Annotated in this window: 23 protein-coding genes and 1 pseudogene; 14 read left to right on the top strand and 10 right to left on the bottom strand. The window is 69.6% G+C overall.

Annotation, left to right across the window (positions count from 1 at the left end):
- Nucleotides 1–35: 35 nt before the first annotated feature.
- From FV234_RS19255 to FV234_RS19245, 3 genes are read right to left on the bottom strand one after another with little or no spacing between them, the layout of a single operon-like run.
- Entirely contained in the window at nt 36–500 is a 465-nt protein-coding gene (locus FV234_RS19255; RefSeq protein ID WP_147831079.1) for an NUDIX hydrolase, read from the bottom strand.
- Nucleotides 497–1603 carry a hypothetical protein gene (locus FV234_RS19250; protein ID WP_147831077.1) on the bottom strand — a complete coding sequence of 369 codons (1107 nt, stop codon included), beginning with the start codon at nt 1601–1603 and terminating at the stop codon, nt 497–499. Before FV234_RS19250 ends, FV234_RS19255 begins: the two co-directional genes overlap by 4 nt.
- Entirely contained in the window at nt 1596–2318 is a 723-nt protein-coding gene (locus tag FV234_RS19245; RefSeq protein ID WP_147831090.1) for an SDR family oxidoreductase, read from the bottom strand. The genes FV234_RS19250 and FV234_RS19245 overlap by 8 nt, the downstream gene beginning before the upstream one ends.
- 230 nt (nt 2319–2548) lie before the next feature.
- Between FV234_RS19245 and FV234_RS19240 the strand changes: the two genes are divergently transcribed.
- Entirely contained in the window at nt 2549–3130 is a 582-nt protein-coding gene (locus tag FV234_RS19240) for a carboxymuconolactone decarboxylase family protein (RefSeq protein WP_147831075.1), read from the top strand.
- Nucleotides 3131–3137: 7 nt separating this feature from the next.
- On the opposite strand, the gene pdxH is transcribed toward FV234_RS19240, so the two are convergent.
- Nucleotides 3138–3716: a pyridoxamine 5'-phosphate oxidase gene (gene pdxH, locus FV234_RS19235; RefSeq protein ID WP_147764136.1), complete on the bottom strand. Its 579-nt coding sequence runs from the start codon at nt 3714–3716 to the stop codon at nt 3138–3140.
- 167 nt (nt 3717–3883) lie between these two features.
- Between pdxH and FV234_RS19230 the strand changes: the two genes are divergently transcribed.
- The 3 genes from FV234_RS19230 to fabI all read left to right on the top strand — a co-directional run bounded on the left by FV234_RS19230 (nt 3884) and on the right by fabI (nt 6558).
- Nucleotides 3884–4459, top strand: coding sequence for an RT0821/Lpp0805 family surface protein (locus FV234_RS19230; RefSeq protein WP_147831073.1), 576 nt, complete (start codon nt 3884–3886; stop codon nt 4457–4459).
- 177 nt (nt 4460–4636) lie between these two features.
- The gene (locus tag FV234_RS19225) at nt 4637–5551 is read left to right on the top strand and encodes a DnaJ C-terminal domain-containing protein (RefSeq protein ID WP_147831070.1); all 915 of its coding nucleotides are present in this window, start codon (nt 4637–4639) and stop codon (nt 5549–5551) included.
- Between the two features lie 137 nt (nt 5552–5688).
- Nucleotides 5689–6558 carry an enoyl-ACP reductase FabI gene (fabI, locus tag FV234_RS19220; protein WP_238273260.1) on the top strand — a complete coding sequence of 290 codons (870 nt, stop codon included), beginning with the start codon at nt 5689–5691 and terminating at the stop codon, nt 6556–6558.
- Between the two features lie 49 nt (nt 6559–6607).
- Here fabI and FV234_RS19215 read toward each other — a convergent pair whose 3' ends face one another.
- On the bottom strand, nt 6608–7606 hold the full coding sequence (locus FV234_RS19215) for a polyphosphate kinase 2 family protein (RefSeq protein WP_147831068.1): 999 nt from the start codon (nt 7604–7606) through the stop codon (nt 6608–6610).
- 184 nt (nt 7607–7790) lie between these two features.
- Between FV234_RS19215 and FV234_RS19210 the strand changes: the two genes are divergently transcribed.
- Together FV234_RS19210 and FV234_RS19205 are read left to right on the top strand one after the other, a co-directional pair.
- Nucleotides 7791–8387, top strand: a complete 597-nt coding sequence (locus tag FV234_RS19210) for a histidine phosphatase family protein (protein ID WP_147764123.1) — start codon at nt 7791–7793, stop codon at nt 8385–8387.
- 207 nt (nt 8388–8594) lie between these two features.
- Nucleotides 8595–12683: a Pls/PosA family non-ribosomal peptide synthetase gene (locus tag FV234_RS19205; protein ID WP_147831066.1), complete on the top strand. Its 4089-nt coding sequence runs from the start codon at nt 8595–8597 to the stop codon at nt 12681–12683.
- Nucleotides 12684–12755: 72 nt separating this feature from the next.
- Here the strand turns inward: FV234_RS19205 and FV234_RS19200 are convergent, their stop codons facing one another.
- Nucleotides 12756–13412, bottom strand: a complete 657-nt coding sequence (locus tag FV234_RS19200) for an alpha/beta hydrolase (RefSeq protein ID WP_147831064.1) — start codon at nt 13410–13412, stop codon at nt 12756–12758.
- A 294-nt stretch (nt 13413–13706) separates the two neighbouring features.
- On the opposite strand from FV234_RS19200, the gene FV234_RS19195 reads away from it, so the two are divergent.
- From FV234_RS19195 to FV234_RS19170, 6 genes are all read left to right on the top strand, one after another.
- Nucleotides 13707–14876 (top strand): cysteine desulfurase family protein, encoded by a 1170-nt coding sequence (locus FV234_RS19195; protein ID WP_147831062.1) that lies wholly within the window; start codon nt 13707–13709, stop codon nt 14874–14876.
- Nucleotides 14877–14945: 69 nt separating this feature from the next.
- The gene (gene sufB / locus FV234_RS19190) at nt 14946–16415 is read left to right on the top strand and encodes a Fe-S cluster assembly protein SufB (RefSeq protein ID WP_147753107.1); all 1470 of its coding nucleotides are present in this window, start codon (nt 14946–14948) and stop codon (nt 16413–16415) included.
- A 102-nt stretch (nt 16416–16517) separates the two neighbouring features.
- Complete coding sequence (gene sufC, locus FV234_RS19185; RefSeq protein ID WP_147831059.1) at nt 16518–17270, top strand: Fe-S cluster assembly ATPase SufC; 753 nt, start codon at nt 16518–16520, stop codon at nt 17268–17270.
- A 4-nt stretch (nt 17271–17274) separates the two neighbouring features.
- Nucleotides 17275–18597, top strand: a complete 1323-nt coding sequence (locus FV234_RS19180) for a SufD family Fe-S cluster assembly protein (protein WP_147831057.1) — start codon at nt 17275–17277, stop codon at nt 18595–18597.
- A 184-nt stretch (nt 18598–18781) separates the two neighbouring features.
- Nucleotides 18782–20026: a cysteine desulfurase gene (locus FV234_RS19175; protein ID WP_147831055.1), complete on the top strand. Its 1245-nt coding sequence runs from the start codon at nt 18782–18784 to the stop codon at nt 20024–20026.
- A gap of 49 nt (nt 20027–20075) precedes the next feature.
- Nucleotides 20076–20459 carry an SUF system Fe-S cluster assembly protein gene (locus FV234_RS19170; RefSeq protein WP_147726384.1) on the top strand — a complete coding sequence of 128 codons (384 nt, stop codon included), beginning with the start codon at nt 20076–20078 and terminating at the stop codon, nt 20457–20459.
- 10 nt (nt 20460–20469) lie between these two features.
- Here the strand turns inward: FV234_RS19170 and FV234_RS19165 are convergent, their stop codons facing one another.
- Entirely contained in the window at nt 20470–21042 is a 573-nt protein-coding gene (locus FV234_RS19165; protein ID WP_238273256.1) for a Uma2 family endonuclease, read from the bottom strand.
- Nucleotides 21043–21205: 163 nt separating this feature from the next.
- Here FV234_RS19165 and sufA point away from each other — a divergent pair, with 163 nt between their 5' ends.
- Nucleotides 21206–21583, top strand: coding sequence for a Fe-S cluster assembly scaffold SufA (gene sufA, locus FV234_RS19160; RefSeq protein ID WP_147753102.1), 378 nt, complete (start codon nt 21206–21208; stop codon nt 21581–21583).
- Between the two features lie 16 nt (nt 21584–21599).
- Here the strand turns inward: sufA and FV234_RS19155 are convergent, their stop codons facing one another.
- From FV234_RS19155 to FV234_RS19145, 3 genes are all read right to left on the bottom strand, one after another.
- Nucleotides 21600–22661 carry a GGDEF domain-containing protein gene (locus FV234_RS19155; RefSeq protein ID WP_147831051.1) on the bottom strand — a complete coding sequence of 354 codons (1062 nt, stop codon included), beginning with the start codon at nt 22659–22661 and terminating at the stop codon, nt 21600–21602.
- A 113-nt stretch (nt 22662–22774) separates the two neighbouring features.
- Nucleotides 22775–24364 carry a DEAD/DEAH box helicase gene (locus FV234_RS19150; protein WP_147831049.1) on the bottom strand — a complete coding sequence of 530 codons (1590 nt, stop codon included), beginning with the start codon at nt 24362–24364 and terminating at the stop codon, nt 22775–22777.
- A 199-nt stretch (nt 24365–24563) separates the two neighbouring features.
- On the bottom strand, nt 24564–24833 hold the full coding sequence (locus FV234_RS19145) for a hypothetical protein (RefSeq protein WP_147831047.1): 270 nt from the start codon (nt 24831–24833) through the stop codon (nt 24564–24566).
- A gap of 397 nt (nt 24834–25230) precedes the next feature.
- Here FV234_RS19145 and FV234_RS19140 point away from each other — a divergent pair.
- A pseudogene (locus FV234_RS19140) lies at nt 25231–25462 on the top strand (porin family protein); the annotation flags it as partial.

The following is a 25462-nucleotide window of genomic DNA, read 5'->3' as shown; positions in this document are numbered from 1 at the left end:
CTGCGGGACTGGGTCAACGGCGGCTGAAACCGTTTTCATCGGCCACCCGCCGACCGATAGGCCTCGACCTTCGCGAACGCGGCGGCGAGCGTGTCCGCGAGGCCGGGCGTCGTCTCCAGCTCCGCCAACTCCGCGCGGGTCGCCCAACGGACAGCGAGCGCTTCGGGGCCGGCCTCCGGCTCGCCGCCGCACCAGAGCGCCGCGTGCGGGTGGACGACGTAGTGGTGGCGCACGCGGCCGTCGGCCTCGCGCTGGATGATCTCGGTGGGCGGCAGCACGCCGACCATCTCGGCGTCGAGGCCGACCTCTTCCTTGAGTTCGCGCAGGGCCGCGTCGGCGATGGCCTCGCCGGCTTCGACGAGGCCGCCGGGCAGGGTCCAGACGCCGCGCATCGGTGCGTTGGCCCGCGCGGCGAGCAGCACGCGATCGTCGCGGATCACCGCGATCGACGCGCCGACGAAGGGGCGCAGCGGGAACAGGCGCGTCTCGGCCTCGCTCACGGCGTCGCCCCGTCCGGCGCGACCACGGCGACGCGGCCGTCGGACATCCCGACCAGGATGCGCGCCTGGCGCCCGCGGCCGAGCGCGGCGACGCCGAAGGCGGCAGGCGCAGGGAGCGCGATCCGCGCCCGCTCGCGGATGCCGCCCTTCAGCGAGACCAGGGCGAGCGCCGTGCCGTCGGCGCCGGGCAGGGCGAGGTCCGGCGCAGCCTTGTCCTCGCCCTCGACCGCGGCGGCGAGGTCGACGTCACCCGAACCTGCCGCATAGCCCGGGGCCTCGCCGTCGAGGGTGAAGGCGTCGGCGGCCGGACTCCACACTTGAAGCCGCCCGCCCTTCGCGAGGATGGCGGCGACCCGCGGCGACCCGGTGCCGGCGAAGTCGGCGACGGCCGCGATCCGCAGCGGCGCGCCGTCCTGCGGCGGCGTCCGCGCGGCGACCGACCAGTCGCCGATGCCGGCCCGGGCGACGAGCGCGAGGCCGGAAGCCTCGCCGCCCTGGAACGTCGCGGCGACGAAGGCGAGCTTGCCGGCGACCCGGACGGCGCGGGGCCGCGCGGCGGCGAAGGTCGCCTCCGGCCCGGGCGAGACCGTCACGGTCGAGACCGGCACAGGCTTCGGGTCGCCACCCATCGCCACCGGCTGGCGCTCCCGGATGGTGAGGCCAGCGGCCGCCGGCGTGGCGGTGCCCATCGCGCGGGTCGGCCCGGTGAGGTAGGCGCTGACGGCGCCCGACAGCGCGCGGCGCGAGCCGGGCAGGGCGCCGCGTGGCGTCTCGGCGGCGGCCAGGCCCTCGATCGCCTCGGCGCCGAGCAGCGTCGTGCGGATCGTGCCGTCGACGAGGCTGAGCGCCGCGCCGCCCTCCTTGCCCCAGACCACGATCAGCGGCGCGCTCTCCTCGTCGCCCGCCTCCGGCGCCGCCGCGTTCGCCGAGCGGGCCAGCGGGATCAGCCCGGAGGTCGCCACCGCCACCGCGACCTCGCTGCGCGGCCCGCGCATCGCGGTCGCCTGGAACGGCAGGCCGAGGATCGTGACCGCCGGCTCTGCGGCGGCGGGGGTGGCGGCGAAAACGAGAAGAAGGGACCAGCGGACCAGCCGGTCAGACATGCTGGCCGCCGTTGATGTGCAGCTCGGCGCCGTTCACGTAGGACGAGGCCTCGGTGCACAGGAAGTAGATCGCCTTGGCGACCTCGTCCGGGGTGCCGAGGCGCCGCTGCGGGATCTGCTCGACAAGCTTGGCGGTGCCGGGCGAAAGGATCGCGGTATCGATCTCGCCCGGCGAGATCGCGTTGACGCGGACCCCCAGCGGACCGAAGTCGGCGGCCATCTCGCGGGTCAGGCCGGCGAGCGCCGACTTCGAGGTGCCGTAGGCCGCCCCGGCGAACGGGTGGACGCGCGATCCGGCGATCGAGGTGACGTTGACGATCGAGCCCTTGGCGCGGGCGAGCTCGTCGCGCAGGCCCTGGGCCAGCAGCACGGGCGCGAAGACGTTGACCTGGAACACCCGCTGCCACGTCGCGAAGTCGGTCGGCAGGGCGCCGAGGCGCTCGCCGTTCGGGCCCTTCGGCGAGATGCCGGCGTTGTTGACGAGCGCGTGCAGCAAGCCGCCCTCGTTCGCGAGCCGCTCGGCGACCTCGCGGACCCCGCGCACGGTGTCCGCGGCGTCAGCGAGATCGACCTGGAGGTGGTCCTCCGGCCCCATCTCCCACGGGCAGTTCTCCGGGAACGCGTGGCGCGAGCAGGTGATGACCCGCCATCCCGCGGCGGAGAAGCGCTTGACGGTGGCATGCCCGATGCCGCGGCTCGCCCCCGTGAGCAGCATGATGCGGCGGCGTTCGTTTCCGGGTGTGGCCAAGGCCGTGCCTCGCTTCCATTCGGGGCCGGCGCCGGGGCACCCCGGCGGGCCTCCGCATTGAGGCTCCGGTCTAAGCGCAGCGGTCTCGAAAATCCAGCGGCTTCGCCGCGCCGCAACACTGGCCGCGGCGCTTGACCGGCAGGACGTGGAGCGGGATCACCCAAGCCCCGCAGCCAGCACAGCCGGATCATCGCTCCATGCCGAACACGGCCCGCCCCACCGACCGGATGCCCGCGATCCCGGCGGCCAGCCTCACCCCGGCCCAAGTCGCGGCGTCGGACGCGTTCCTGGCCGCGCGGAAGGTGCCTGTCTTCGGCCCCTTCGTGCCGCTGTTGCGCAGTCCCGACCTGATGCTGCGCGCCAGCGAGATGGGCCTGTACCTGCGCTACGACAGCGTCCTGCCGTTCAAGATCAGCGAATTCGCGATCCTGATCGTGGCCCGCGAGTGGAGCCAGCAGATCGAATGGCAGATCCATCACCCGATCGCGCTGAAAGCCGGCCTCGATCCGGCGGTGGCGCAGGCGATCGCGGAAGGCCGCCGGCCGGACGGCATGTCGTCCGAGGAGGCCGCGGTCTACGCGTTCTCGACCGAGCTCCAGCGCAACAAGGCCGTGAGCGACCCGACCTATGCGGCGCTGGTCGCCCTCTACGGCGAGCAGGGGGCGATCGATCTCACCGGCATCAACGGCTATTACGCGCTGCTCGCCATGACGATGAACGTCGCCCGCACCGCGCTGCCCGAGGGCGTTGCGCCGCCGCTGCCGCCCCTGGTGCCGTAACCCGTCCCTACGGATAAAGCCGCGACCGGTCCCAGCCCTCGCCGTTGCGGGTGAAGCGGACGCGGTCGTGCAGGCGGTAGTCGCCGTTGCGCCAGAACTCCATCGCCACCGGCTCGATCCGGAAGCCGGTCCAGTTCTCCGGCCGCGGCACCGGCCCGTCCTCGTAGCGCGCCGACAGCTCCGCCACCTCCGCCATCAGCGCGTCGCGGCCCGAAAGCGGGCGCGACTGCCGGCTGGCGATCGCCCCGAGGCGGCTGTCGCGGTGGCGGCTGGCGAAGTAGGCGTCCGCCTCCTCGGCCGTCACCCGCGACACCGGACCGCGGACGCGGATCTGCCGCCGCAGGCTCTTCCAATGCAGCACGAAGGCGGCCTGCGGGTTGGCGGCCAGCTCCTCGCCCTTGGCGGATTCGACGTTGGTGTAGAACACGAAGCCGCGCGCGTCGTAGCCCTTCAGCAGCACCATCCGCACGTCGGGGAGCCCGTCCGCGCCGGTCGTCGCGAGCGCGATGGCGTTGGCGTCCTCGGGCTCGGAGGCGGTCGCCTCGGCCATCCAGGCCGCGAACAGGCCGAACGGGTCGTCGCTCAGGGTGAAGTCCGCGGCGTCCGGGACCGCATCATGTCCGCCCGACTCATCGATCTTTAACGCGTCCACGACTTAATCCTCCGTTGTGAGATCCGGGTCGGGGGGCACCGACGTTGGAGCACACTTACGCGCCATCTCGGCTGGGGTTCAGGGTCTCGGGTACAGGTGTAATGCGTCGTCCCGACAAGAAGGAAGTGGCCGCGGCGACGCCGCAGGCGGAGGCGTGTGCGAAGCGGATCGCGCCGGCGGCACTGGCCGCCTGCCTCGTCTCGATGCTCTGCGGCTGCAGCCAGCCGCTCCTGATCTTCCGCGCGGACGCCACCCCGGAGGCCAAGGCCGCGACGGTGGCCGACGAGCCGATCGTCACCGGCAGCATCAACCGGCGCCCGACGAGCTTCGGCTCGGACCTCGGCGAGGAGGATTGGCGCCGCGCCTACGCCGCGCTTGGGGTCGCCCTCGACCCGCAAGGCAACGGCAAGCCGGTGAAGTGGGACAACCCGGAGACCGCCTTGCGTGGCACGATCAACCCGACCGGGCTGCCCTACGTCGCCCAGGACCTGATCTGCCGCGACTTCCTCGCCTCGGTCATCGCGCCGAACAGCAGCCGCTTCGTGCGCGGCACCGGCTGCAAGCCCTCCGGCGGCGAATGGGAGCTGAAGCGGATCCGCACCGGCAAGGCTCCGTCGGACAAGGCACCGCCGGGCAAGAGCCACCTGGACAAGGGCCACACAGACAAGACGGGCTGAGCGCGACGCGCCCGGCGCTGCGTCCGGCAAGCCTTGCGCTGCGCTCGGCTTGACGTCGGCAACGCTTGCGCCGAGTCTCGCCGCCCCTACGTTGCGCAAGGGCAACAGGCCGCCCACATGCGGCCTGTATGGCCGCTGCTCCACAGCCGGCGCGAAACCACGAAACTCAAGAGACCGATGCGCAATCCCTACGAGGTGCTGGGCGTACCCAAGACCGCCGGCGAGGCCGAGATCAAGAAGGCCTATCGCAAGCTCGCCAAGACCTACCATCCCGACACCAACAAGGACGCCAAGGCGAAGGACCGCTTCGCCGAGGCGAACTCGGCCTACGAGATCCTCGGCGAGCCGGAGAAGCGCCGGCAGTTCGACCGCGGCGAGATCGATGGCGACGGCAAGCCGCGTGCGACCGGGTTCGAAGGCTTCGGCGGCGGCCGCGCGGGCGGGTTCGACTTCGGCGGCGCGCCCCGCGGCCGCGGCGGGCCGGCGGGCGGCATGGCAGGCGGCATGGGCGAGGACATCTTCTCGCACCTGTTCGGCGAAGCTTTTCGCGCGGGCGGTGCCGGGCCTGGCCAGCGCGCGCCGGCCCGCGGCGAGGACGTGGCGGCCGAACTCGGCGTGACCCTCGAGCAGATCGTCAGCGAGGAGAAGCTGCGGGTCGGCCTGCCGGGCGGGCGCGAGTTCGACGTGATGATCCCGAAGGGCGTCGTCGACGGGCAGACGATCCGCCTGCGCGGCCTCGGCTCCCCCGGCGGCCCGCGCGCGGAGCCCGGCGACGCCCTCCTGACGATCCGCGTGCTGCCGCATGCCCGCTTCACGGTGGACGGCGCGGACGTGCGAACCACGGTCGACCTGCCGCTGGAGGATGCGGTGCTCGGCGGCGCGATCCGGGTGCCGACGCTCACCGGTGCCGTCGAGATGAAGATGCCGCCGATGACCTCGTCCGGCCGCACCTTCCGCCTGCGCGGCAAGGGCCTGCCGAAGAAGGACGGCACCCGCGGCGACCTGTTCGCGACGACCGCGATCCAGCTGCTGGCGGACGACGCGGGCCTGACCGAATTCGTGAAGGGCCGACGGACCGCCCGTGCCGAATAGCCGGCGGCGCTCCGGGCGGGTTCGCCGGACTTCCGTCCCCGGCGCGCCTCCGCTAAGGATGCCACCGGCGCGACCGCCGCCCCGTAGCGCGGGGTGGCCCGGAGTCCCGGGTGCCAGAGCGAAATTTCGGGTGTGGCATGGCGGCTTTCGACGCAACGGACGAGCAGGGCGCAGGCGCCAGGGACGGTGCGAAAGGCAGCAACCTGCTCGCGGGCAAGCGCGGCCTCGTGCTCGGCGTCGCCAACAACCGTTCGATCGCCTGGGGCATCGCCAAGAGCGCGCATGCTCATGGCGCAAAGCTCGCCTTCACCTACCAGGGCGACGCCCTGAAGAAGCGCGTCGAGCCCTTGGCCCGCGAGCTCGACGCCCACGTCGTCGGCCATTGCGACGTCACCGACCCGGCCTCGATCGACGCGGTGTTCGCCGCGACCGCCGAACTTTTTCCGGAGGGGATCGACTTCGTCGTCCACTGCATCGCCTTCTCGGACAAGGACGAGCTGACAGGCCGCTACGTCGAGACCACGGAAGCGAACTTCACCAAGTCGCTGATGATCTCGTGCTACTCGTTCACGGCCGTCGCCCAGCGCGCCGAGAAGATCATGCCCAACGGCGGCTCGCTGCTGACGCTGACCTATTACGGCGCCGAGAAGTGGATGCCGCACTACAACGTCATGGGCGTCGCCAAGGCCGCCCTCGAAGCCTCCGTGCGCTACCTCGCCGCCGACCTCGGCCCGTCGAACATCCGCGTCAACGCGATCTCGGCCGGCCCGATCAAGACGCTGGCCGCCTCCGGCATCGGCGACTTCCGCTACATCCTCAAGTGGAACGAGTACAACGCGCCCCTACGGCGCACGGTGACGATCGGCGAGGTCGGCGAGACCGCCTCCTACCTGATCTCCGACATGTCCCGCGGCATGACCGGCGAGATCCTCCACGTCGACGCCGGCTACCACGTGGTCGGCATGAAGAACCCCGAGGCGCCGGACCTCAGCCTCGACAAGGATTGAGGTTCAGGCTGACGTTGTCGGCGAACGCCTGTTCCTGATCTTTCGCACCTCAATCCGGCACGGTCATTTCCGCGACGCCCGCTTGCGCCTCGGGAAATCGCGGGTCCATCGCCTCCAGCGTGTCCGCGATGGTGCGGGCGATGATGAGGTTACGGAACCACTTCCGGTTGGCGGGCACCACGTACCAGGGCGCGTGCGGCGTCGAGCACCGGGTGAGCGCATCCGAGAAGGCCGTCTGGTAGGCGTCCCAGGACTTGCGCTCGACGAGGTCGGCCGGATCGAACTTCCAGTGTTTCTCGGGGTCTGCGATCCGCGCCTCGAGGCGCTCCTTCTGCTCGTCCTTCGAGATGTGGAGGAAGAACTTGAGGATGTGGGTGCCGGATTCGGTGAGTAGGCGCTCGAAGTCGTTGATCAGGCCGTAGCGCGCCTGCCAGACCGGCTCCGGCACGAGGTCCTTCACCCGCACCACCAGCACGTCCTCGTAATGGCTGCGGTTGAACACGCCGATCATGCCGCGCGCCGGGGTGCGCTGGTGATAGCGCCACAGGAAGTCGTGGTCGCGCTCCTCGATCGAGGGCACCTTGAACGAGGCGACGCTGCAGCCCTGCGGGTTCACCCCCTCGAAGACGGCGCGGATGGTGCCGTCTTTGCCGCCTGTGTCGATCGCCTGGAACACCACGAGCAGGCTGCGCTGGCGCTCGGCGTAGAGTTTTTCCTGCAGCGCCTGAATCCGCGCACGCTCGGTCGCCAGCGCAGCCTTCGCCCAATCCTTGTCGAGGCTGCCGTCGGCGTTCGCGTCGACCTCCGCCAGATCGAAACGGCGCCCCGGGGCGACGGTGACGATCCCGTCCGCCGCCGCGACCGGGGCCGGCAAGTGGGCGGCGACCAGCGCCGGAGCGGTCCCGGCGATCTCGCTGGTCGCCGCGGCCCACAGGGACGAGGACGGCGCCTTGCGCCGCGCGGCGGCGGCGGAACGGTCCGGCGAGTTTGTCACACCGGTCGTCCCCGCCTTCTGGCGCTCATCCGTCTTGCGGTGCTTCTTGCTCATGGACAGACCTTCTACCGGCCGATCGCCTTCCGGCCTAGATCGGGCACCCGCTTTGCATGCGGGGCGACCCGAGCCCCACAAGACCGCCACTGCCCGATGGACCGCGCCGCCATGACCGCCCCCCTTCCGCGAGACCGCCGTCACGGACGTCACGGGTGAGTGCACCGATCGGGACCGCCGGAGCGTGAAGCCCATTTCGACGATCTACTTCATCCGGCACGGCCAGACCGATTGGAACGCGGAAGGCCGCCTGCAGGGTCAGCGCGACATCGCCTTGAACGCCGTCGGACAGGTCCAGGCCGCCGACGCGGCGGATCGGCTCGCGGCGCTCGCGGGCGAGCGCATCGCCGAGGCCGAGTTCATCGCGAGCCCGTTGCTGCGCACGCGGCGGACCATGGAAATTTTGCGCGACCGCCTCGGCCTCGCGCCCGCCGGCTACCGCAGCGATCCCCGCCTGATGGAGATCGACTTCGGGTCCTGGGAGGGGCAGACCTGGGCCGAGATCCGCCGACGCGATCCCGGCGGCGCCAGCGCGCGCGACCGTGACCGCTGGGGCTACCGTCCGTCCGGCTCCAGCGCGGAGAGCTACGCGATGCTGACCGAGCGCGTCGCGCCGGTCTTCGCCGACCTCGGGCGGTCGACCGTGGTGGTCGCCCACGGCGGCGTCGCCCGCGCGATGTTGGTCGCGCTCGGCCATCTCGACATCAAGGCCGCCCCCCGCATCGCCGTCCGCCAGGGCGCCGTGCTCGTGGTGGACGCGGCCGGATGGCGCTGGGCGTGAGATTTCGTATTCGTCATTCAAGACCCGTTCAAGGGTGAGGTATACACCCGGGCGTCGGGGCCGGTTCGCAGGGTCCCGTCCCGGTCGGCGGACTGCCTCGATAACGGCACGATCCGGCGTCAGGAACGCGCTCCGATCGCCGGCCGGTTGCGCATGCGAGATAGACGGGAAGCCGGCTTCACGAGGGAGCCGGAAGCGGAGCATTCGATGAGTAGCCTCGGCGAGATGATCCGGCCCGATGCGGACCGGCACCCCGGGGCGACCGCATCCGACCGCGCCGTGCTGCACGGCCCGGTCCGCCCGGACTTGATCCGCGACGAGGTGCTGGGCGAGATCTTCGCCGAGACCGCGCGCGCCCGGCCGGACCATCCGGCGCTGATCGACGGCGCGGCGACCGATTCCGCCGGCCGGCATCCGCACGTCACCTATGCCGAGGTCTTCGCCCGCGCCGGACGGATCGCCGCCGCGCTCGCGCGCCGCGGGATCGGGCCCGGCGACGTGGTCGGCCTGTGGATGGCCCGCGGGCCGGACCTGCTCACCGCGCAGGTCGGCATCACCCTCTCGGGTGCCGCGTGGTTGCCCTTCGACGCCGAGGCACCCGCCGACCGCGTCGCGGTCTGCCTCGAGGACGCCGCCGCGAAGGCCCTGCTGGTCTCGGCCGCGCTGGCGCCGGGCGCGCCCGCCGTCGCCCCCGCCCTGACCCTCGACGCCCTGCTCGCGGACACGCCGGCGGACGCGGCGGCGCCGGACCTCCGCGCCGCCGGGCTGACGCCACAGCACCCCGCCTACCTGATCTACACCTCCGGCTCGACCGGCGTGCCGAAGGGCATCGTCATCAGCCACGCCAACATCTGCCACTTCCTGCGTTCGGGGAACGCGCTCTACGGGATGGCGCCGGACGACGTGGTGTTCCAGGGCGCCTCGGTCGCCTTCGACCTGTCGATGGAGGAGATCTGGGTCCCGTACCTCGTCGGCGCGACCCTGTTCGTGGCGAGCCCCGCGATGATGGGCGACGTCGAATCGCTGCCCGGGATCATCGCGAGGGCCAACGTCACGGTGATCGACACCGTGCCGACGCTGCTCGCGATGATCACCGGCGACCTTCCGAGCGTGCGCCTGATCCTGCTCGGCGGCGAGGCGCTGCCCGAGCCTCTGGTCGCGCGCTGGGCGACGCCGACGCGAAAACTGTTCAACACCTACGGGCCGACCGAGGCCACGGTGGTGGCGACCGCCGCCGAGATGCGTCCGGGCGTGCCCGTCACCATCGGCGGGCCGATCGCGAACTACTCGGTCTACGTTGCGGGCGAGGATCTGCGCCTGCTCGGGCGCGGCGAGCCGGGCGAGTTGCTGATCGGCGGCCCCGGCGTCGCGAAGGGCTACCTGCAGCGGCCGGAACTCACCGCGGACAAGTTCATCGCCAACCCCTACGCTTCGGACGGCGCCGACCCGTTGCTCTACCGCTCGGGCGACGCGGTCTCTCTCGATGCCGCCGGCAACATCCTGTTCCACGGTCGCATCGACGACCAGGTCAAGATCCGCGGGTTCCGGGTCGAGCTCGGCGAGATCGAATCGCGCATCCAGGCGCAGGGAGGCATCAACCAGGCGGCGGTGGTGCTGCGGAGCGAAGACGGCGTCGACCGGCTCGTCGCGTTCCTCGTGCCCGAGCGCGGCCACGCCTTCGACCGGGCGGCCTTGCGCCGGACGCTGGCCGAGCAGATGCCACCATACATGGTGCCCGGCCATTTCGAGACGGCCGAGGTGCTGCCGCGCCTCACCTCCGGCAAGGTCGACCGCAAGGCGCTGCGCGTCGCGCCGCTGACCGTCGTCGAAGCCGACGGCGAGCAGGAGCCGCCGGAGAACCAGACCGAGGCGGCCCTGCTGGCCGCCGCCAAGCAGGTCTTCGGCAACCAGCCGATCGCCCTCGACGGCGACTTCTTCACCGACCTCGGCGGCCACTCGCTGCTCGCCGCCCGCTTCGTCGGGGCGGTGCGCGAGGCGCCGGCGCTCGCCGGCATCACGCTGCAGGACGTCTACCGCGAGCGCACCCTGCGCCGGATCTCGGACGCGCTGATCGCGCGGACCGGCGGTGCCGGCATCGAGACCGCGATCCGCGACCTCGCCTTCGTGCCGCCGCCGCTCCTGCGCCGCGCGCTGTGCGGGCTGGCGCAGGCGGTGGCCCTGCCGTTCGTCATCGCGCTCGCGACCTCGCAGTGGCTCGGCATCTTCGTCACCTACCTGCTGCTCACCGGCGGCGGCCTCGGGTTTTTCGGTGAGCTCGGCGTGCTGCTCCTCGTCTACGTGGCGATCAACGCCGTGACGGCGACGATCGCGGTCGCCGCCAAGTGGCTGGTCCTCGGGCGGACCAAGCCCGGCCGCTATCCGCTCTGGGGCGCCTACTACTTCCGCTGGTGGCTGGCGCAGCGCCTGGCGCCTCTGGTCCACATCAAGTGGCTGCAGGGCTCGCCCGCCATCGCCGTCTACCTTCGGCTGATGGGCGCGAAGGTCGGCCGCGACACCCTGATCTCCGATATCGATATCGGCGCGCCCGACCTGCTCATCATCGGCGACGGCGCGTCGCTCGGCGGCCGCCTCGTCATCGCCAACGCCGAGATCGTCGGCAACGAGCTCGTGATCGGGCGGGTCGAGATCGGCCGCGACGTGGCCGTCGGCACGTCCTGCGTCATCAGCCACGACACGGTGATCGGCGACGCGGCCGAGATCGCCGACCTGACCACGATTCCGGCCGGCACCCGCGTCGGCGCCGCCGAGAGCTGGGACGGCTCGCCCGGCCGCAAGGTCGGGATGGCCGACGGCTCGGACCTGCCCGGGCAGGCCCCGGCCTCGGCCCGGCGCCGGGCCGGCTTCATGGCAATCTACGTCCTGCTGCTCGGCGCCATCCCCGCCGTCGGCCTGCTGCCGATCTTTCCCGCGTTCTTCCTGTTCGACCAGATTTCGGATTCGCTGTCCGACTTCACCGACGTCGATTACCACTGGTACCTGCCGCTGCTGACGTGGCCGACGGCCATGCTGATGACCGCGGGCACGGTGCTGCTCATCGCCGGCATCCGCTGGATCGTGCTGCCGCGTCGGCGCTCGGGCACCTACTCGATCTGGTCGGGCTTCTACCTGCGCAAGTGGTCGGTGGCGCTCGCCGCCGAGGTGACGCTGGAGACGCTCTCCTCGCTCTTCGCCACCGTCTACATGCGGGCGTGGTACCGCCTGATGGGCGCCCAGATGGGGGAGGGGGCCGAGATCTCGACCAACCTCGGCAGCCGCCACGACCTCGCCGAGGTCGGCAGCCGCAACTTCATCGCCGACGAGGTGGTCTACGGCGAGGAGGAGATCCGCCGCGGCTGGATGCACCTCCATCCGGCCCGCACGGGCGCGCGGGTCTTCGTCGGCAACGACGCGGTGGTCCCGCCGGGCGCCGACATCCCCGACGACGTGCTGATCGGCATCAAGTCGAAGCCGCCCGCCAACGCCGAGATGGCGCCGGGCGACACCTGGTTCGGCTCGCCGCCGATCAAGCTGCCCTCGCGCCAGCGCGTCGACGTCGGCACGCTCGCCCAGACCTACGAGCCGGGCACGCTGGTGAAGCTCCGCCGCGGCGTGTTCGAGGCGTTCGCGACCTCGTTCTCACCGATGCTCTACATCACCCTCGCGATCACCGCGATCGATTGGTACTTCTACCCCAACATCCTCGAGCGCGATTGGAGCGGGCTCGCGATCAGCTTCGTCACCGTCAGCGTCGTGATAGCGCTGATCCAGTCCGCCGCCGTCATCGCCATGAAGTGGGTCCTGATGGGGGTGTACCAGCCCGGTATGCAGCCGATGTGGTCGTGGTGGGCGATGCGCACCGAGGCGATCGCCGTCGCCTATTGGGGCCTCGCGGGCAAGGTGCTGCTCGAGCACCTTCAGGGCACGCCGTTCCTCCCCTGGGCGTTGCGGCTGTTCGGCGTGAAGGTCGGCGAAGGGGTGTGCATGCTCACCACCGACATCACCGAGTTCGACTGCGTGACGATCGGTGACTTCGCCACCATCAACCGCACGGCCGCCCTGCAGACCCACCTCTACGAGGACCGGATCATGAAGGTCGGCCGCGTCGTGATCGGCCGGGGCGTCTCGGTCGGCGCGTTCTCGACGGTGCTCTACGACACCAAGGTCGGCGACTACGCCCGGCTGCGCCCGCTCACCATCGTGATGAAGGGCGAATCGATCCCCGCCCATTCGGAGTGGGAAGGCGCGCCGGCCGTGCCGGTGGTGCAGACGGCGCCGTCCGATCGGGCGGCGGCTTGAGCCACGAATCGAAAAGGGCAGGCCGCCGTTTCGGCGCCTGCCCTTCTCGTTTGCCGCAAAATGCCGCTCGGCTCAGACCGCGTCTTCCTTCCGGCCGAGGCGCTTGTCGAGGTAGGTGTCGACCGTCTGGGTCAGCTCGTCGACCTTGCCGTCGAAGAAGTGGTTGGCGCCCTCGACCATCTGGTGCTCGATGATGACGCCCTTCTGGGTCTTCACCTTCTCGATCACCGGCATCACCTCACGCGCCGGTGCCACGCGATCCTCGGAGCCGTGCACGAACAGGCCCGAGGAGGGGCAGGGGGCGAGGAAGGTGAAGTCGTAGCGGTTGGCCATCGCGGCGATCGAGATGAAGCCCTCGATCTCGGGGCGGCGCATCAGCAGCTGCATCCCGATCCACGAGCCGAAGGACACGCCGGCGATCCAGCACGACTTCGCCTCGGGGTTGACCGACTGAACCCAGTCGAGCGCGGCGGCGGCGTCCGACAGCTCGCCCGATCCGTGGTCGAAGGCGCCCTGGCTGCGGCCGACGCCGCGGAAGTTGAAGCGCAGGGACGCGAAGCCGCGGTTCGCGAACGTGTAGAAGAGGTTGTACACGATCTGATTGTTCATCGTGCCGCCGAACTGCGGATGCGGGTGCAGCACGATCGCGATCGGCGCGCCCCGCTTCTTGGGGGCCTGATAGCGACCCTCCAGTCGGCCGGCGGGACCGGTGAAGATGACCTCGGGCATAGTTCCTCGACTCCTGTGGCCGTGCCGCGTGGGTGTGCCCGCCGCGATGGCCGTGTACGCCTCAGCCTGAGCGGTCCGCGCGACCGCCTTGACTCGTCCCGCGCCGGACGTAAAAGCGCTCTTAGAATAATTCTAGGCGATTAGAAATATTCTAAACAACGCGGCTGCGGGCGTTTCCCCGACCAGCCCGGAAGCGCCGTTCGGCGCTTCGAAACCGTGTCGTCGGCGCGGCTTAGCACGCCGACCCGGTGCCAAAGCAAGGAAATGTCGCATCTTTCGGCAGTCGGAGATCGGATGACAGCAGACCGCGCCTATCTCGACCACAACGCCACGTCTCCGGTCCGTCCGGCGGTGTCGCAGGCGGTCGCGCGGGCGCTGTCGCTTCCGGGCAACCCGTCCTCCGTTCACGCCGAGGGGCGTGCGGCGCGGGCGATGCTGGAGGAGGCGCGGGAACGCGTCGCGCGACTCGTCGGGGCGACGCCGCCGCAGGTTACCTTCACCAGCGGCGGCACGGAAGCCGCCAACGCCGTGCTGTCCGGCGCGCTCCGCCGCCGGGGCCGCCCGGCGCCGACGCGGCTGCTGGTCGGCGCAACCGAGCACCCCTGCGTCACCGCGGGGCACCGCTTCCCGGCGGACGCCGTCGAGGTGCTGCCGGTGCTGGCCTCCGGCGTGATCGATCTCGACGCGCTGGCCGCCCGCCTCGCCGCGTTGCGCGACGCGGACGTGCTCGTCTCGGTTCACGCCGCCAACAACGAGACCGGCGTGGTGCAGCCGATCTCAGACGTCGTCGCCCTGGCGCGGTCGCATGGCCGCGCCCTGGTGCACAGCGACGCGGTGCAGGCCGTCGGCAAAATCCCGCTCGATGTCTCAGCACTCGGGCTCGATGCGCTGACCCTGTCGGGCCACAAGTTCGCCGCGCCGAAGGGCGTCGGCGCGTTGGTGCTGCGCGACGACGTCCAGCTCGACGCGGCCTTCGTCCGCGGCGGCGGGCAGGAGGCGCGGCTGCGCTGCGGCACCGAGAACCTTCCCGGCATCGTCGGGATGGGCGAGGCGGCGGAGATCGCGCGCAACGCCCTCGCCGCGGACGCGCTGCGCCTCGCGACGTTGCGCGACGCGCTCGAAGATGCGGTCCTCGCCCGCGCGCCCGACGCCGTGGTGTTCGGCCGCGGCGCCGCGCGGTTGCCGAACACCCTGTGCTTTTCGGTGCCTGGGGTCGATGCGCCGACCGCGTTGATCGCCTTCGATCTCGCCGGCGTGGCGGTGTCGTCGGGCTCGGCCTGCGCCTCCGGCAAGCTCGCGCGGTCGCCGGTTCTCGCCGCGATGGGCGTGAGCCCTGCGTTGGCCACAGGGGCGCTCCGCGTCAGCCTTGGCTGGAATACGGGGGAGGGCGACACTGCGCGCTTCCTCGGAGCCTTCGAACGGGTCGTCGAGACCCTATATAGACGGCGAGGGTTGGCGGCCTGAGGGCCGCGCCTGCGCCATCGCACATGGAAGCCCCCGGTCCTTGAAACCGGCGACGCTTAGGAGACGCTGATGCCTGCCGTGCAGGAAACCATCGATCGGGTCCGCTCGATCGACCTCGACCAGTACAAGTACGGCTTCGAGACCACCATCGAGATGGAGAAGTCCGAGAAGGGCATCTCCGAGGACGTGGTGCGCTTCATCTCCGCCAAGAAGAACGAGCCGGAGTGGATGCTCGCGTGGCGCCTGGACGCCTACAAGCGCTGGCAGACCATGCAGGAGCCGGACTGGGCGCGGGTCGCCTACGACAAGGTCGACTACAACAACATTTACTACTACGCCGCGCCGAAGCGCCCGGCGGCGATGTCGCTCGACGAGATCGATCCCGAGATCCTGAAGACCTACGAGAAGCTCGGCATCCCGCTTCGCGAGGTCGAGGTTCTGGAGGGCATCGCCCCCGAGCGTCGCGTCGCGGTCGACGCGGTGTTCGACTCGGTCTCGGTGGCCACCACCTTCAAGGCCGAGCTGTCGAAGGCCGGCGTGATCTTCATGCCGATCTCCGAGGCGATCCGCGAGTATCCGGACCTCGTCAAGAAGTACCTCGGCTCGGTCGTGCCGGTGACCGACAACTTCTTCGCGACGCTGAACTCGGCGGTCTTCTCCGACGGGTCGTTCGTCTACATCCCGCCGGGCGTGCGCTGCCCGATGGAGCTGTCGACCTACTTCCGCATCAACGAGCGCGACACCGGCCAGTTCGAGCGCACGCTGATCATCGCCGACAAGGGCTCCTACGTCTCGTATCTCGAGGGCTGCACCGCCCCGAAGCGTGACGACAACCAGCTGCACGCGGCGGTCGTCGAGTTGGTCGCCCTGGACGACGCCGAGATCAAATACTCGACGGTCCAGAACTGGTACCCCGGCGACAACGAGGGCAAGGGCGGCATCTACAACTTCGTGACCAAGCGCGGCGATTGCCGCGGCGCCCGCTCGAAGATCTCGTGGACGCAGGTCGAGACCGGCTCGGCGATCACCTGGAAGTACCCGTCCTGCATCCTGCGCGGCGACGAGTCCCGCGGCGAGTTCTACTCGATCGCGGTGTCGAACGGCATGCAGCAGGTCGATTCCGGCACCAAGATGATCCATCTCGGCAAGAACACCACCAGCCGGATCATCTCGAAGGGCATCTCGGCCGGCCGCTCGCAGAACACCTATCGCGGGCTCGTCTCGGCGCACAAGAAGGCGTCGAACGCGCGCAACTTCACCAACTGCGACAGCTTGCTGATCGGCGACCAGTGCGGGGCGCACACTGTGCCCTACATCGAGTCGAAGAACGCGAGCGCGGTGTTCGAGCACGAGGCCACCACCTCGAAGATCTCCGAGGACCAGAAGTTCTACTGCCTCCAGCGCGGCCTCTCCGAAGAGGAGGCGACCGCGCTGATCGTCAACGGCTTCGTCCGCGACGTGCTGCAGCAGCTGCCGATGGAGTTCGCGGTGGAGGCCCAGAAGCTGATCTCGATCAGCCTCGAAGGCTCGGTCGGCTGACGCGCCTCGGCCAGACGCTTTGAAATGCCCTCCCCCTTACGGGGGAGGCGCCCTTCGCGCCGACGAAGCGCGGGATACGAATTCTTACGGGACTAAGCCAACATGCTCGAAATCAAGAACCTCGTCGTGCAGATCGAGGACAACCGCATCCTCAACGGCCTGAACCTCACAGTGAACGACGGCGAAGTCGCCGCGATCATGGGGCCGAACGGCTCCGGCAAGTCGACGCTCTCCTACGTCATCGCCGGCAAGGAGGACTACGAGGTCCTCGACGGCGAGATCCTGCTCGACGGCCAGAACGTGCTGAAGATGGGCGCCGACGAGCGCGCAGCCGCCGGCGTGTTCCTCGCCTTCCAGTACCCGCTGGAAATCCCCGGCGTCGGCACGATGACCTTCCTCAAGGCCTGCCTCAACGCCCAGCGCCGCGCCCGCGGCGAGGCTGAGATCGCCACGCCCGACTTCATCCGGAAGGTCAACGCGGCCGCCGAGAAGCTCGAGATCAACAAGGACATGCTCCGGCGCGCCCTCAACGTCGGATTCTCTGGCGGCGAGAAGAAGCGCATGGAGATCCTGCAGATGGCGCTGCTGCAGCCGAAGTTCTGCGTGCTCGACGAGACCGATTCCGGCCTCGACATCGATGCGCTGCGCATTGTCTCCGAGGGCGTGAACGCGCTACGCGCGGAAGGCCGCTCGTTCCTGGTCATCACCCACTACCAGCGCCTGCTCGACTATATCGTGCCCGACACCGTCCACGTCATGTCGAAGGGCCTGATCGTGAAGACCGGCGGCAAGGAGCTCGCCAAGGAGCTCGAGGCGTCCGGCTACGCCGAGTACCGCACCAACGAGGCCGCGTAAGCCAATGGCCGACATCGCCAACCTCCGCACCTCGGCCGAGACCGGTCTCTCGACCCTGTTCGAGACCGCCCGCAAGGGCTTCGGCAGCGATAAAGCGATCGACCGCGAAGAGGCGTTCCGCTTCTTCGAGGCGGCCGGGCTGCCGAGCCGCCGCGTCGAGGCGTTCAAGTACACCGATTTGCGCGCCGCGATGCAGGAAGCCGCGCCGCCGGCCGACGCACCGTCCCTCGACGTGGCCAAGGCCGCCGTCGCCTCCGCGACCGCGTTCTCGGCGATCGAGGCGGTACGCCTGACCTTCGTCAACGGGCACCTGATCCGCGAGCTGTCGGACCTCGATCGCGTCCCGGCCGGCGTTTCGGTGTCGCCGTTGAACGACGCCCTCAGCCAGGGCGATGCGCGCCTCAAGAACCTCGCCCCCGTCGCGCAGGCGCGAGAGAACCCGATCTACCAGCTCAACACGGCCTTCCTCGCCGACGGCGCGCTGATCTCGGTGGAGGCCGGCGCCAAGGTCAAGACCCCGCTGCACCTGCGCTTCGTCGGCGCCGGGACCGAGGGTTTCTCGACCGCGACGCGAGTGCTGGTCGAGGTCGCCGACGGTGCCGAGTTCACCCTGCTGGAGACGCATGAAGGGCCGAACGGGCTGACCTACCAGCCCAACGACGCCCTGGACGTGCATGTCGGCAAGCATGCCGCCTTCCGGCACGCGCGCATCAACCGCGAGGGCGACAAGGCGATCGCCCTGTCGACGATCAGCGTCCGGCTCGACGACGAATCGCGGTTGGAGACCGTGAACCTCGTTACCGGCGCGGTCCTGTCGCGCCATCAGATCTTCATGCACGTCGCGGGTGAGAACGTGAACGCCGTCGTCAACGGCGCCACGATGCTCGGCAACGGGCAGCTTGCGGATTCGACCCTGCTCGCCGACCACGCGGCGGTCGGCGGCGTCGGCCGCGAGATGTTCAAGACGGTGATCGACGGGGACGCCACCGGCGTGTTCCAGGGCAAGATCATTGTCCGCCAGATCGCGCAGAAGACCGACGGCAAGATGAAGTCGGATTGTCTGCTCCTCTCCGACGAGGGGCAGATGATGAACAAGCCGGAGCTGGAGATCTTCGCCGACGACGTCGCCTGCGGCCACGGCGCCACATGCGGCGCCCCGGACCAGGATCTCCTTTTCTACCTCATGGCCCGCGGCCTGCCGAAGCCGATCGCCGAGAGCCTGCTGGTGCAGGCCTTCGTCGGCGAGGCGGTGGAATCTGTGACCCACGAAGGTGCACGCGCCGCGCTGATCGGCGAGATCGAGGCGTGGCTCGCGTCGCGGGGGTGAACCCTTCGCGTCGCGGTATCCCTCCCCGCCCTTTTCTGGAGGGGGCCGCCTTGGCGACTCTCGCAGGAGAACTTCAGCGCATCCGGTGGCTTCCGAAAGCCGCCTCACTCCAGCGTATCGGAATGAGGATGGCGCCGGGGAGGGGCGACGCTGTGAACGACAACCCGGATCGAAGGTCGCGACCATGAACGCACCCATGCTGCATCCAGCCTACGACGTCGAGGCGATCCGGGCGCAATTCCCGATCCTCTCCGAAAAGGTCTACGGCAAGCCGCTCGTCTACCTCGACAACGCCGCCTCGTCGCAGAAGCCGCGTGCGGTGATCGACGCGATGGTGGCATGCATGGAGACCGGGTACGCCAACGTCCACCGCGGCCTGCACTTCATGGCCAACGCGGCGACCGAAGGGTTCGAGGGCGCGCGCGAGACGACGCGGCAGTTCCTGAACGCCGCGTCCACGGATGAGATCATCTTCACCCGCAACGCCACCGAGGCCTACAACCTCGTGGCGTCGTCGATGGGCTGGGGCGGGATGATCGGGGAGGGCGACGAGATCATCCTCTCGATCATGGAGCACCATTCCAACATCGTGCCGTGGCACTTCCTACGCGAGCGGCGCGGGGCGGTGATCAAGTGGGCGCCGGTCGACGACGACGGCAACTTCCTCGTCGAGGAATACGAGAAGCTGTTCACGCCGCGCACCAAGATGGTCGCGATCACGCAGATGTCGAACGTGCTCGGCACGGTCACGCCGGCGGCGGAGATCGTGCGCATCGCCCACGCCCACGGCGTGCCGGTGCTCCTCGACGGCGCGCAGAGCGCGGTGCATCAGCCGATCGACGTGCGGGCTCTCGATTGCGACTTCTTCGTCTTCACCGGACACAAGGTCTACGGCCCGACCGGGATCGGCGTGCTCTACGGCAAGAAGGAATGGCTCGACCGCCTGCCGCCCTACCAGGGCGGCGGCGAGATGATCCGCACGGTGAGCCAGGACGCCATCACCTACAACGACCCGCCGCACCGCTTCGAGGCGGGCACGCCCGCGATCGTCGAGGCCGTCGGCCTCGGTGCGGCGCTGGAGTTCATGATGGGGATCGGCCGCGAGAAGATCGCCGCCCACGAGGCCGACCTCACGGCCTACGCGCAGGAGCGGCTCGGCGCGATGAACTCCGTCCGCCAGATCGGCAACGCCAAGGGCAAGGGCGGCGTAATCGCCTTCGAGATGAAGGGCGCGCATGCCCACGACATCGCGACGGTGATCGACCGCTCCGGCGTTGCGGTCCGCGCCGGCACGCATTGCGCCATGCCGCTGCTCACGCGCTTCGGCGTCACCTCCACCTGCCGCGCCTCGTTCGGGCTCTACAACACCCGCGCCGAGATCGATGTGCTGGCCGAGGCGCTGGCCCGCGCCGAGATGATGTTCGCCTGAGTGTATGGACATGGCGGCCGCTTGGCGGCGGCCCGAGAAGGAGACGACGATGAGCAGCGATGCGACGATCACCGGGGGCGCGAACACGCCGAAGGTCGCGGGGGCCGAGGGCGTGCCGCCGGCGGAACTCGACCGCCTGACCGACGACATCGTGGCGGCACTGAAATCCGTCTACGATCCGGAGATCCCGGCCGACATCTACGAGCTCGGCCTGATCTACAAGGTCGACATCGACGACGACCGCAAGGTCGCCATCGACATGACGCTGACGGCGCCGGGCTGCCCGGTCGCCGGCGAGATGCCCGGCTGGGTCGAGGATGCGGTCGCCAAAGTGCCGGGAGTCCAGTCCTGCGCGGTGACGATGGTGTTCGATCCGCCGTGGGATCAGAGCCGCATGTCCGACGAGGCCCGCGTCGCCCTCGACATGTGGTGAGGCTGGCCGATCAGCGCGGCGGCTCCGGCTCGCGCTCGAACGTCATGTCCTCATAGATGTCGGCGAGGTCCAGGGCGGCACCGATGGCGGGCAGGTCGATCCGGTCCGTCATCGCTTCGTAGGCCGAGGTTTCCCAGGCGCCCCCATCCTCGTCCCGGCGATAGAGGACGGCGCCGGAGAAGCGGGTCTCGACGAGCAGGATGTAGCGCAACGTCGGATGACGCCGGTATTCGTCGAGCTTCTTGAACCGGTCGATGCTGCTGGTCGAGGGCGACAGCACCTCGACGACGAGGCGCGGCGAACGGTTCTCGTAGGTGTCGCGAGCGAGGTCGCCGCATTCCACGGTGATGTCCGGGCGGCGGATCGTCGTGATGCTGGTGCGCAGCGCGACGTCGTCGGTCGTCGGACGGCAGCCGGATCCGCGCAACTGCCCATGAAGCGATGCGATGATGTTCACGGTGGCCCGGTCGTGCTGGACGCTCGCTCCGGTCATCATCTTCACGTGCGGCACCGGGATGCCGTCAACGAGTTCGTAGAGCCCGTCCTGGTCGCGTTGCCACGCGAAGAACTCGTCCGCGCTCATTCTGCGAATTGCCGGCTCGCCCATGGGCCCCTCCGATCGACCGCGACGATCCTAACATGGCTCGGGCGCGGGTGTAGACCACGCCCGTCGCGATCCTTATCTTAACGCCGTACGCTCACCCTCAACCGCCCGGGCCTTGAACCCGGCTGCCGGAGAGACACCGATGTCCACGAGTTTCAAGGTCATGTCGCTGACGGACGCGGCAGCCGACCGCATCAAGGCGATCATCGCCGACGCAGACCGGCCGATCGCCGGGCTTCGGGTCGGCGTGAAGAACGGCGGCTGCGCCGGGATGTCCTACACGATGGAATATGCCGAGGATCGCAAGCCCGGCGAGGACATGGTCGAGGATCGCGGCGTGAAGGTCTTCGTCGATCCGAAGGCGCTGCTGTTCCTGCTCGGCACGCAGATGGACTTCCAAACGTCCAAGCTCGCCTCGCAGTTCGTGTTCAACAACCCGAACCAGACCTCGGCCTGCGGCTGCGGCGAATCCGTCGCGATCACGCCGGTCGGCCCGGAGCGGTTGCTCGCCCCGGCCTGAACGACGCCTTTTCGGATCAGGCGACCGCGGCGGCGAGTTCGGCCGTGGTCGCGTCGTCGAGCGTGCGGTTGCGGCCGGAACGCTTGGCCGCGAACATGCACAGGTCGGCGCGCTCCAGCAGCGAGACCGGGTTGTCGCCACGGCGGTAGGTCGCGACGCCGAGCGAGATCGTGACCTTGCCGAGCGACTCGCCGGTGGAACGCTTCATCAGCTCCCGGCCCATGACGCTGATGCGGACCTTCTCGGCGATGGCGCGGGCAGTTTCGCGGGTGGCGTTCGGCAGAAGGATGCCGAATTCTTCGCCGCCGAAGCGGGCGAGCATCGCGCCCTTCTCGACGCTTTCCCGCATCACGACCGCCACCAGCCTCAGCACCTGATCGCCGATGAGGTGGCCGTAGAGATCGTTGAAGCGCTTGAAGAAGTCGATGTCGAGGACGATCAGGCTCGGCTGGGCGCCGCGGGCCGCGCCGTCGAGGGCCTTTTGCAGCATCTCCTCGAAGTGCTTGCGGTTCGCAAGTCCGGTTAGCGGATCGGTCAGACTCTCGATCCGGGTCGCCTCGAGCTTTTCGCGCAGCGATTCGACCTCCGTGCGGCTCTCGCGCATCCGCGCTTCGAGGGTGCGGTTGTTGGATGCCACCTCGCGGGTGGTGGCGACCAGGGTCGCCACGATCTCGCGCAGGCGTGCGCGGTTCAGGGTCGAGACCGAGAGGTCGAGGCTCAACGCACGCAGGGACTCACCGTACTGCGCCGCCGAGCCGAGGGAGAGGTCGAGCATCTCCATGACGCCCTCGATCTCGGCCAGCATCGTCGCGCCGGTCTCCCCGGCGGCGGCGGCGTAGCGCGAGCCGTCGAGATACGTGTCGTAGAGTTCGTCGATGTCCGTCGGCGAAAGCCCCTCGCTCTGCGCGGTGAGCCGCTTGATCGCGTCGTTCATCAAGGGGCGGTCGCCGGACACGTAGGTGTACCAGACGGCATAGGCCCGCGGGGTCGCGGAAGGCCCGTAATCGCGCATCAATTCCTGGGCGCGTTGCGCCAAGGCGAAGCTGCGATCACGGTCTGCGTACTGCCCGTCGCTCATCCGATCCCCGTCGGTCCGTCACGGTCCCGGCGCGTGATGCGAACGGAACCGACGTCACTAGCTACCTCAAGGAGCGTGGACGGACCGTTAAGGCCAAGGTCGCGGATATGACGTCAGTCCTGTTTCTTGATCGCCGCCGAACGCAACATGAAGGCGGGCACGTGATCGCCGAGGCCGACCGGCGTGTCGCCGTCCTCGTCGCGCCGCCTCCCGTGGCCGCGGTCGTCGCGCGACCGCTCCTGAACCGGGCGCGGAGGGGGAGCGCTGGGCCGCTCGGTGCGCGGCCGAACCTCGGCCCTCTGACGCTGTGGAGTCTCGCGCCGAGGCTCGTCCTGCCGGCTGCGGGCCTCGCGGCGCGGAGGCGCCTCCTCGGGAGGGGGCGACTCTAGGTTGGCCGTTGGTTCGGCGTCTGGCGACCCACGGCGCGCCCTGGACGACCGGGCCTCGCGCGGCGCATCGGCCTCGGCCGGAGCCCTCCGGCCGCGCCGCGACGTGTCGGTGGAGCGTCCGCGATGACGGGTGCGGGGCTCTCCGTCCTCTTCGGCCGCGGGCACAGTGGTGGCGGTCGCAGCGGTATCGAGGTCGCCGTCCATCCACGGGATCGGTTGGCCGATCAGCGACTCGATCGCCTGCAGCGAGCGGTCGTCGCTGCGGCTGACCAGGGTGAAGGCCGCCCCCGAGCGGCCGGCGCGGCCGGTGCGGCCGATGCGGTGGACGTAGTCCTCGGGATGGTTCGGCACGTCGAAGTTGAAGACGTGGCTCACCGCCGGGATGTCTAGGCCGCGGGCGGCGACGTCGCTGGCCACCAGCAGCGCTGTCTCGCCGCCGCGGAAGGCGTCGAGGGCAGTTGTGCGCGAACGCTGGTCCATGTCGCCGTGCAAGGCAGCCGCATCGAAGCCGTGGCTGACCAGCGACTTCTGCAGCAGCGCCACGTCGCGCTTGCGGTTGCAGAAGATGATGCCGTTCTTGAGGTCCGCCTCGCCGCGAATCAGCCGCCGCAGGCGATCACGCTTGGCGCTGCCGTCCGACGAGGTCGCGACCAGGCGCTGGACGATGGTCGAAGCGGTGGAGGCGGCGCGCGCCACCTCGATCCGCTCAGGGTTGTGCAGGAAGATGTCCGCGAGGCGCTCGATCTCCGGCGGCATGGTCGCGGAGAAGAACAGCGTCTGGCGCGTGAACGGCACCATCTTCACGATGCGCTCGATGTCGGGGATGAACCCCATGTCGAGCATGCGGTCCGCCTCGTCGATCACCAGCAGCTCGACGCCGCTCAGAAGCAGCTTGCCGCGCTCGAAATGGTCGAGGAGCCGGCCCGGCGTCGCGATCAGCACATCGGTCCCGCGGGTCAGCTTCGCATCCTGGTCTGCGAAGGAGACGCCACCGATAATCAGCGCGACGTTGAGCTTGTGGTTGGTGCCGTAGCGGTCGAAGTTCTCCACGACCTGCGCCGCGAGTTCGCGCGTCGGCTCGAGGATGAGGGTTCGCGGCATCCGGGCGCGGGCACGCCCGTTCTCGAGCATGGTCAGCATCGGCAGGGTGAAGGCCGCGGTCTTGCCGGTGCCGGTCTGCGCGATGCCGAGCACGTCGCGGCGCGCTAGGACGTGCGGAATCGCCTGGCTCTGGATCGGCGTCGGTTCCGTATAGCCGGCGGCGGTGACGGCCTGGAGGACCTTGTCGCTCAATCCGAGATCGGCAAATGACATAATCTTTTGAGAACCGTTACGCGCGGGGTCAAGCAGGCCGGCGCGGAGAACGTCCTCGCGGCGACGGCGGCGACGGCCTGTCGGAACGCAAGCCCGTCGCACCTGCGGATGCGCGGGACACTTAGGCCCTTGCTACCACTTGTCAATTGGAGGCCGCCGGCCGAGGGGGGTTTCCCCGTGTGAAACGGCCGTGCCGTCCTCACGGACGCAGCGCGTGCGTCCCGCCCGACAGGCCGCAGGGGTCGAGTCTCACCGCGCGAGCGCCCTGCGCGATCGAGCCGGTGGTCTCGGGATCGATGACGCCGCGGGCTATTCCGGATTGGGCGACGTGGGTCGAAGCGGGCGGGATGCGATCCGGTTGCGCGAAGTGGTGGACGGCCACCAGACCGAACAAACCGGCGATGCCGGCTGTCTGGATCGCCCAGCGCAGGGTGCCGTGCGACGGCGCCGGTTCATAATCCTCGCCCATCGTGATCCCCCCCGGGTCGCCCGTGCGTCCGTTCGCGTGGAGGATGACGCCACAGGGTTAATCCCGGCCTTACGAACGGAGCCACGTCTGCGACCGGAAATAAAGTGCCGGCGCCGGCGGCGCCCTTTATCATTTGATAAGCACTGGGCCGCCTTCCGCGACCGCGGCGCGCAAATCTGAACAACAGAACCCCGGCGGGAAATCCATTTGATCTTCTTCCCCCAGCCATGTGCGCCAAAACACACACGCGAACGACATCGGGTAAGCCGGGCGTAACCTTCACCTTTCGTTGACGGCTTCCGGTTCATCTAGCCGAGCTTGTTGCAGGAAAGCGACAGACCGAGCGGGCAACCCGGTTTAGAACCACCTCGGCTTTGCCAATCAGGACCCAGAAAAAATGAAGAGCCTTCTCCTCGCCACCACCGTGCTCGTTGGCCTCACCGCCGCCGCGTCCGCTGCCGACCTTCCGCGTCGCGCACCGCCGCCGGTGTTCACGCCCGTTCCGGTGTTCACCTGGACCGGCGCCTACTTCGGTATCAACGCCGGCTACGGCTTCGATGCCAGCGAGCGCCGCGGCGCGACCGTCGTCGGCGTCTCGCCCGGCAACGCGATCTTCGCCGGCCCGGCCG

The sequence above is a fragment of the Methylobacterium sp. WL8 genome, assembly GCF_008040045.1.
Lineage (GTDB): Bacteria > Pseudomonadota > Alphaproteobacteria > Rhizobiales > Beijerinckiaceae > Methylobacterium > Methylobacterium cerastii.
This window is presented reverse-complemented; position numbering and strand designations above follow the sequence as displayed.

Excerpts from the sequence above, each read along its gene's own strand:
- FV234_RS19165 (WP_238273256.1), bottom strand. The coding sequence starts at position 21,042 with ATGAGCGCGGACGAGTTCTTCGCGTGGCAACGCGACCAGGACGGGCTC.
- FV234_RS19250 (WP_147831077.1), bottom strand. The coding sequence starts at position 1,603 with ATGTCTGACCGGCTGGTCCGCTGGTCCCTTCTTCTCGTTTTCGCCGCC.
- fabI (WP_238273260.1), top strand. The coding sequence starts at position 5,689 with ATGGCGGCTTTCGACGCAACGGACGAGCAGGGCGCAGGCGCCAGGGAC.
- FV234_RS19195 (WP_147831062.1), top strand. The coding sequence starts at position 13,707 with ATGACAGCAGACCGCGCCTATCTCGACCACAACGCCACGTCTCCGGTC.
- FV234_RS19225 (WP_147831070.1), top strand. The coding sequence starts at position 4,637 with ATGCGCAATCCCTACGAGGTGCTGGGCGTACCCAAGACCGCCGGCGAG.
- FV234_RS19230 (WP_147831073.1), top strand. The coding sequence starts at position 3,884 with ATGCGTCGTCCCGACAAGAAGGAAGTGGCCGCGGCGACGCCGCAGGCG.
- sufC (WP_147831059.1), top strand. The coding sequence starts at position 16,518 with ATGCTCGAAATCAAGAACCTCGTCGTGCAGATCGAGGACAACCGCATC.
- FV234_RS19175 (WP_147831055.1), top strand. The coding sequence starts at position 18,782 with ATGAACGCACCCATGCTGCATCCAGCCTACGACGTCGAGGCGATCCGG.
- FV234_RS19145 (WP_147831047.1), bottom strand. The coding sequence starts at position 24,833 with ATGGGCGAGGATTATGAACCGGCGCCGTCGCACGGCACCCTGCGCTGG.
- sufA (WP_147753102.1), top strand. The coding sequence starts at position 21,206 with ATGTCCACGAGTTTCAAGGTCATGTCGCTGACGGACGCGGCAGCCGAC.
- FV234_RS19245 (WP_147831090.1), bottom strand. The coding sequence starts at position 2,318 with ATGCTGCTCACGGGGGCGAGCCGCGGCATCGGGCATGCCACCGTCAAG.
- FV234_RS19170 (WP_147726384.1), top strand. The coding sequence starts at position 20,076 with ATGAGCAGCGATGCGACGATCACCGGGGGCGCGAACACGCCGAAGGTC.
- FV234_RS19150 (WP_147831049.1), bottom strand. The coding sequence starts at position 24,364 with ATGTCATTTGCCGATCTCGGATTGAGCGACAAGGTCCTCCAGGCCGTC.
- FV234_RS19240 (WP_147831075.1), top strand. The coding sequence starts at position 2,549 with ATGCCGAACACGGCCCGCCCCACCGACCGGATGCCCGCGATCCCGGCG.
- FV234_RS19200 (WP_147831064.1), bottom strand. The coding sequence starts at position 13,412 with ATGCCCGAGGTCATCTTCACCGGTCCCGCCGGCCGACTGGAGGGTCGC.
- sufB (WP_147753107.1), top strand. The coding sequence starts at position 14,946 with ATGCCTGCCGTGCAGGAAACCATCGATCGGGTCCGCTCGATCGACCTC.
- FV234_RS19205 (WP_147831066.1), top strand. The coding sequence starts at position 8,595 with ATGAGTAGCCTCGGCGAGATGATCCGGCCCGATGCGGACCGGCACCCC.
- FV234_RS19155 (WP_147831051.1), bottom strand. The coding sequence starts at position 22,661 with ATGAGCGACGGGCAGTACGCAGACCGTGATCGCAGCTTCGCCTTGGCG.
- FV234_RS19215 (WP_147831068.1), bottom strand. The coding sequence starts at position 7,606 with ATGAGCAAGAAGCACCGCAAGACGGATGAGCGCCAGAAGGCGGGGACG.
- FV234_RS19180 (WP_147831057.1), top strand. The coding sequence starts at position 17,275 with ATGGCCGACATCGCCAACCTCCGCACCTCGGCCGAGACCGGTCTCTCG.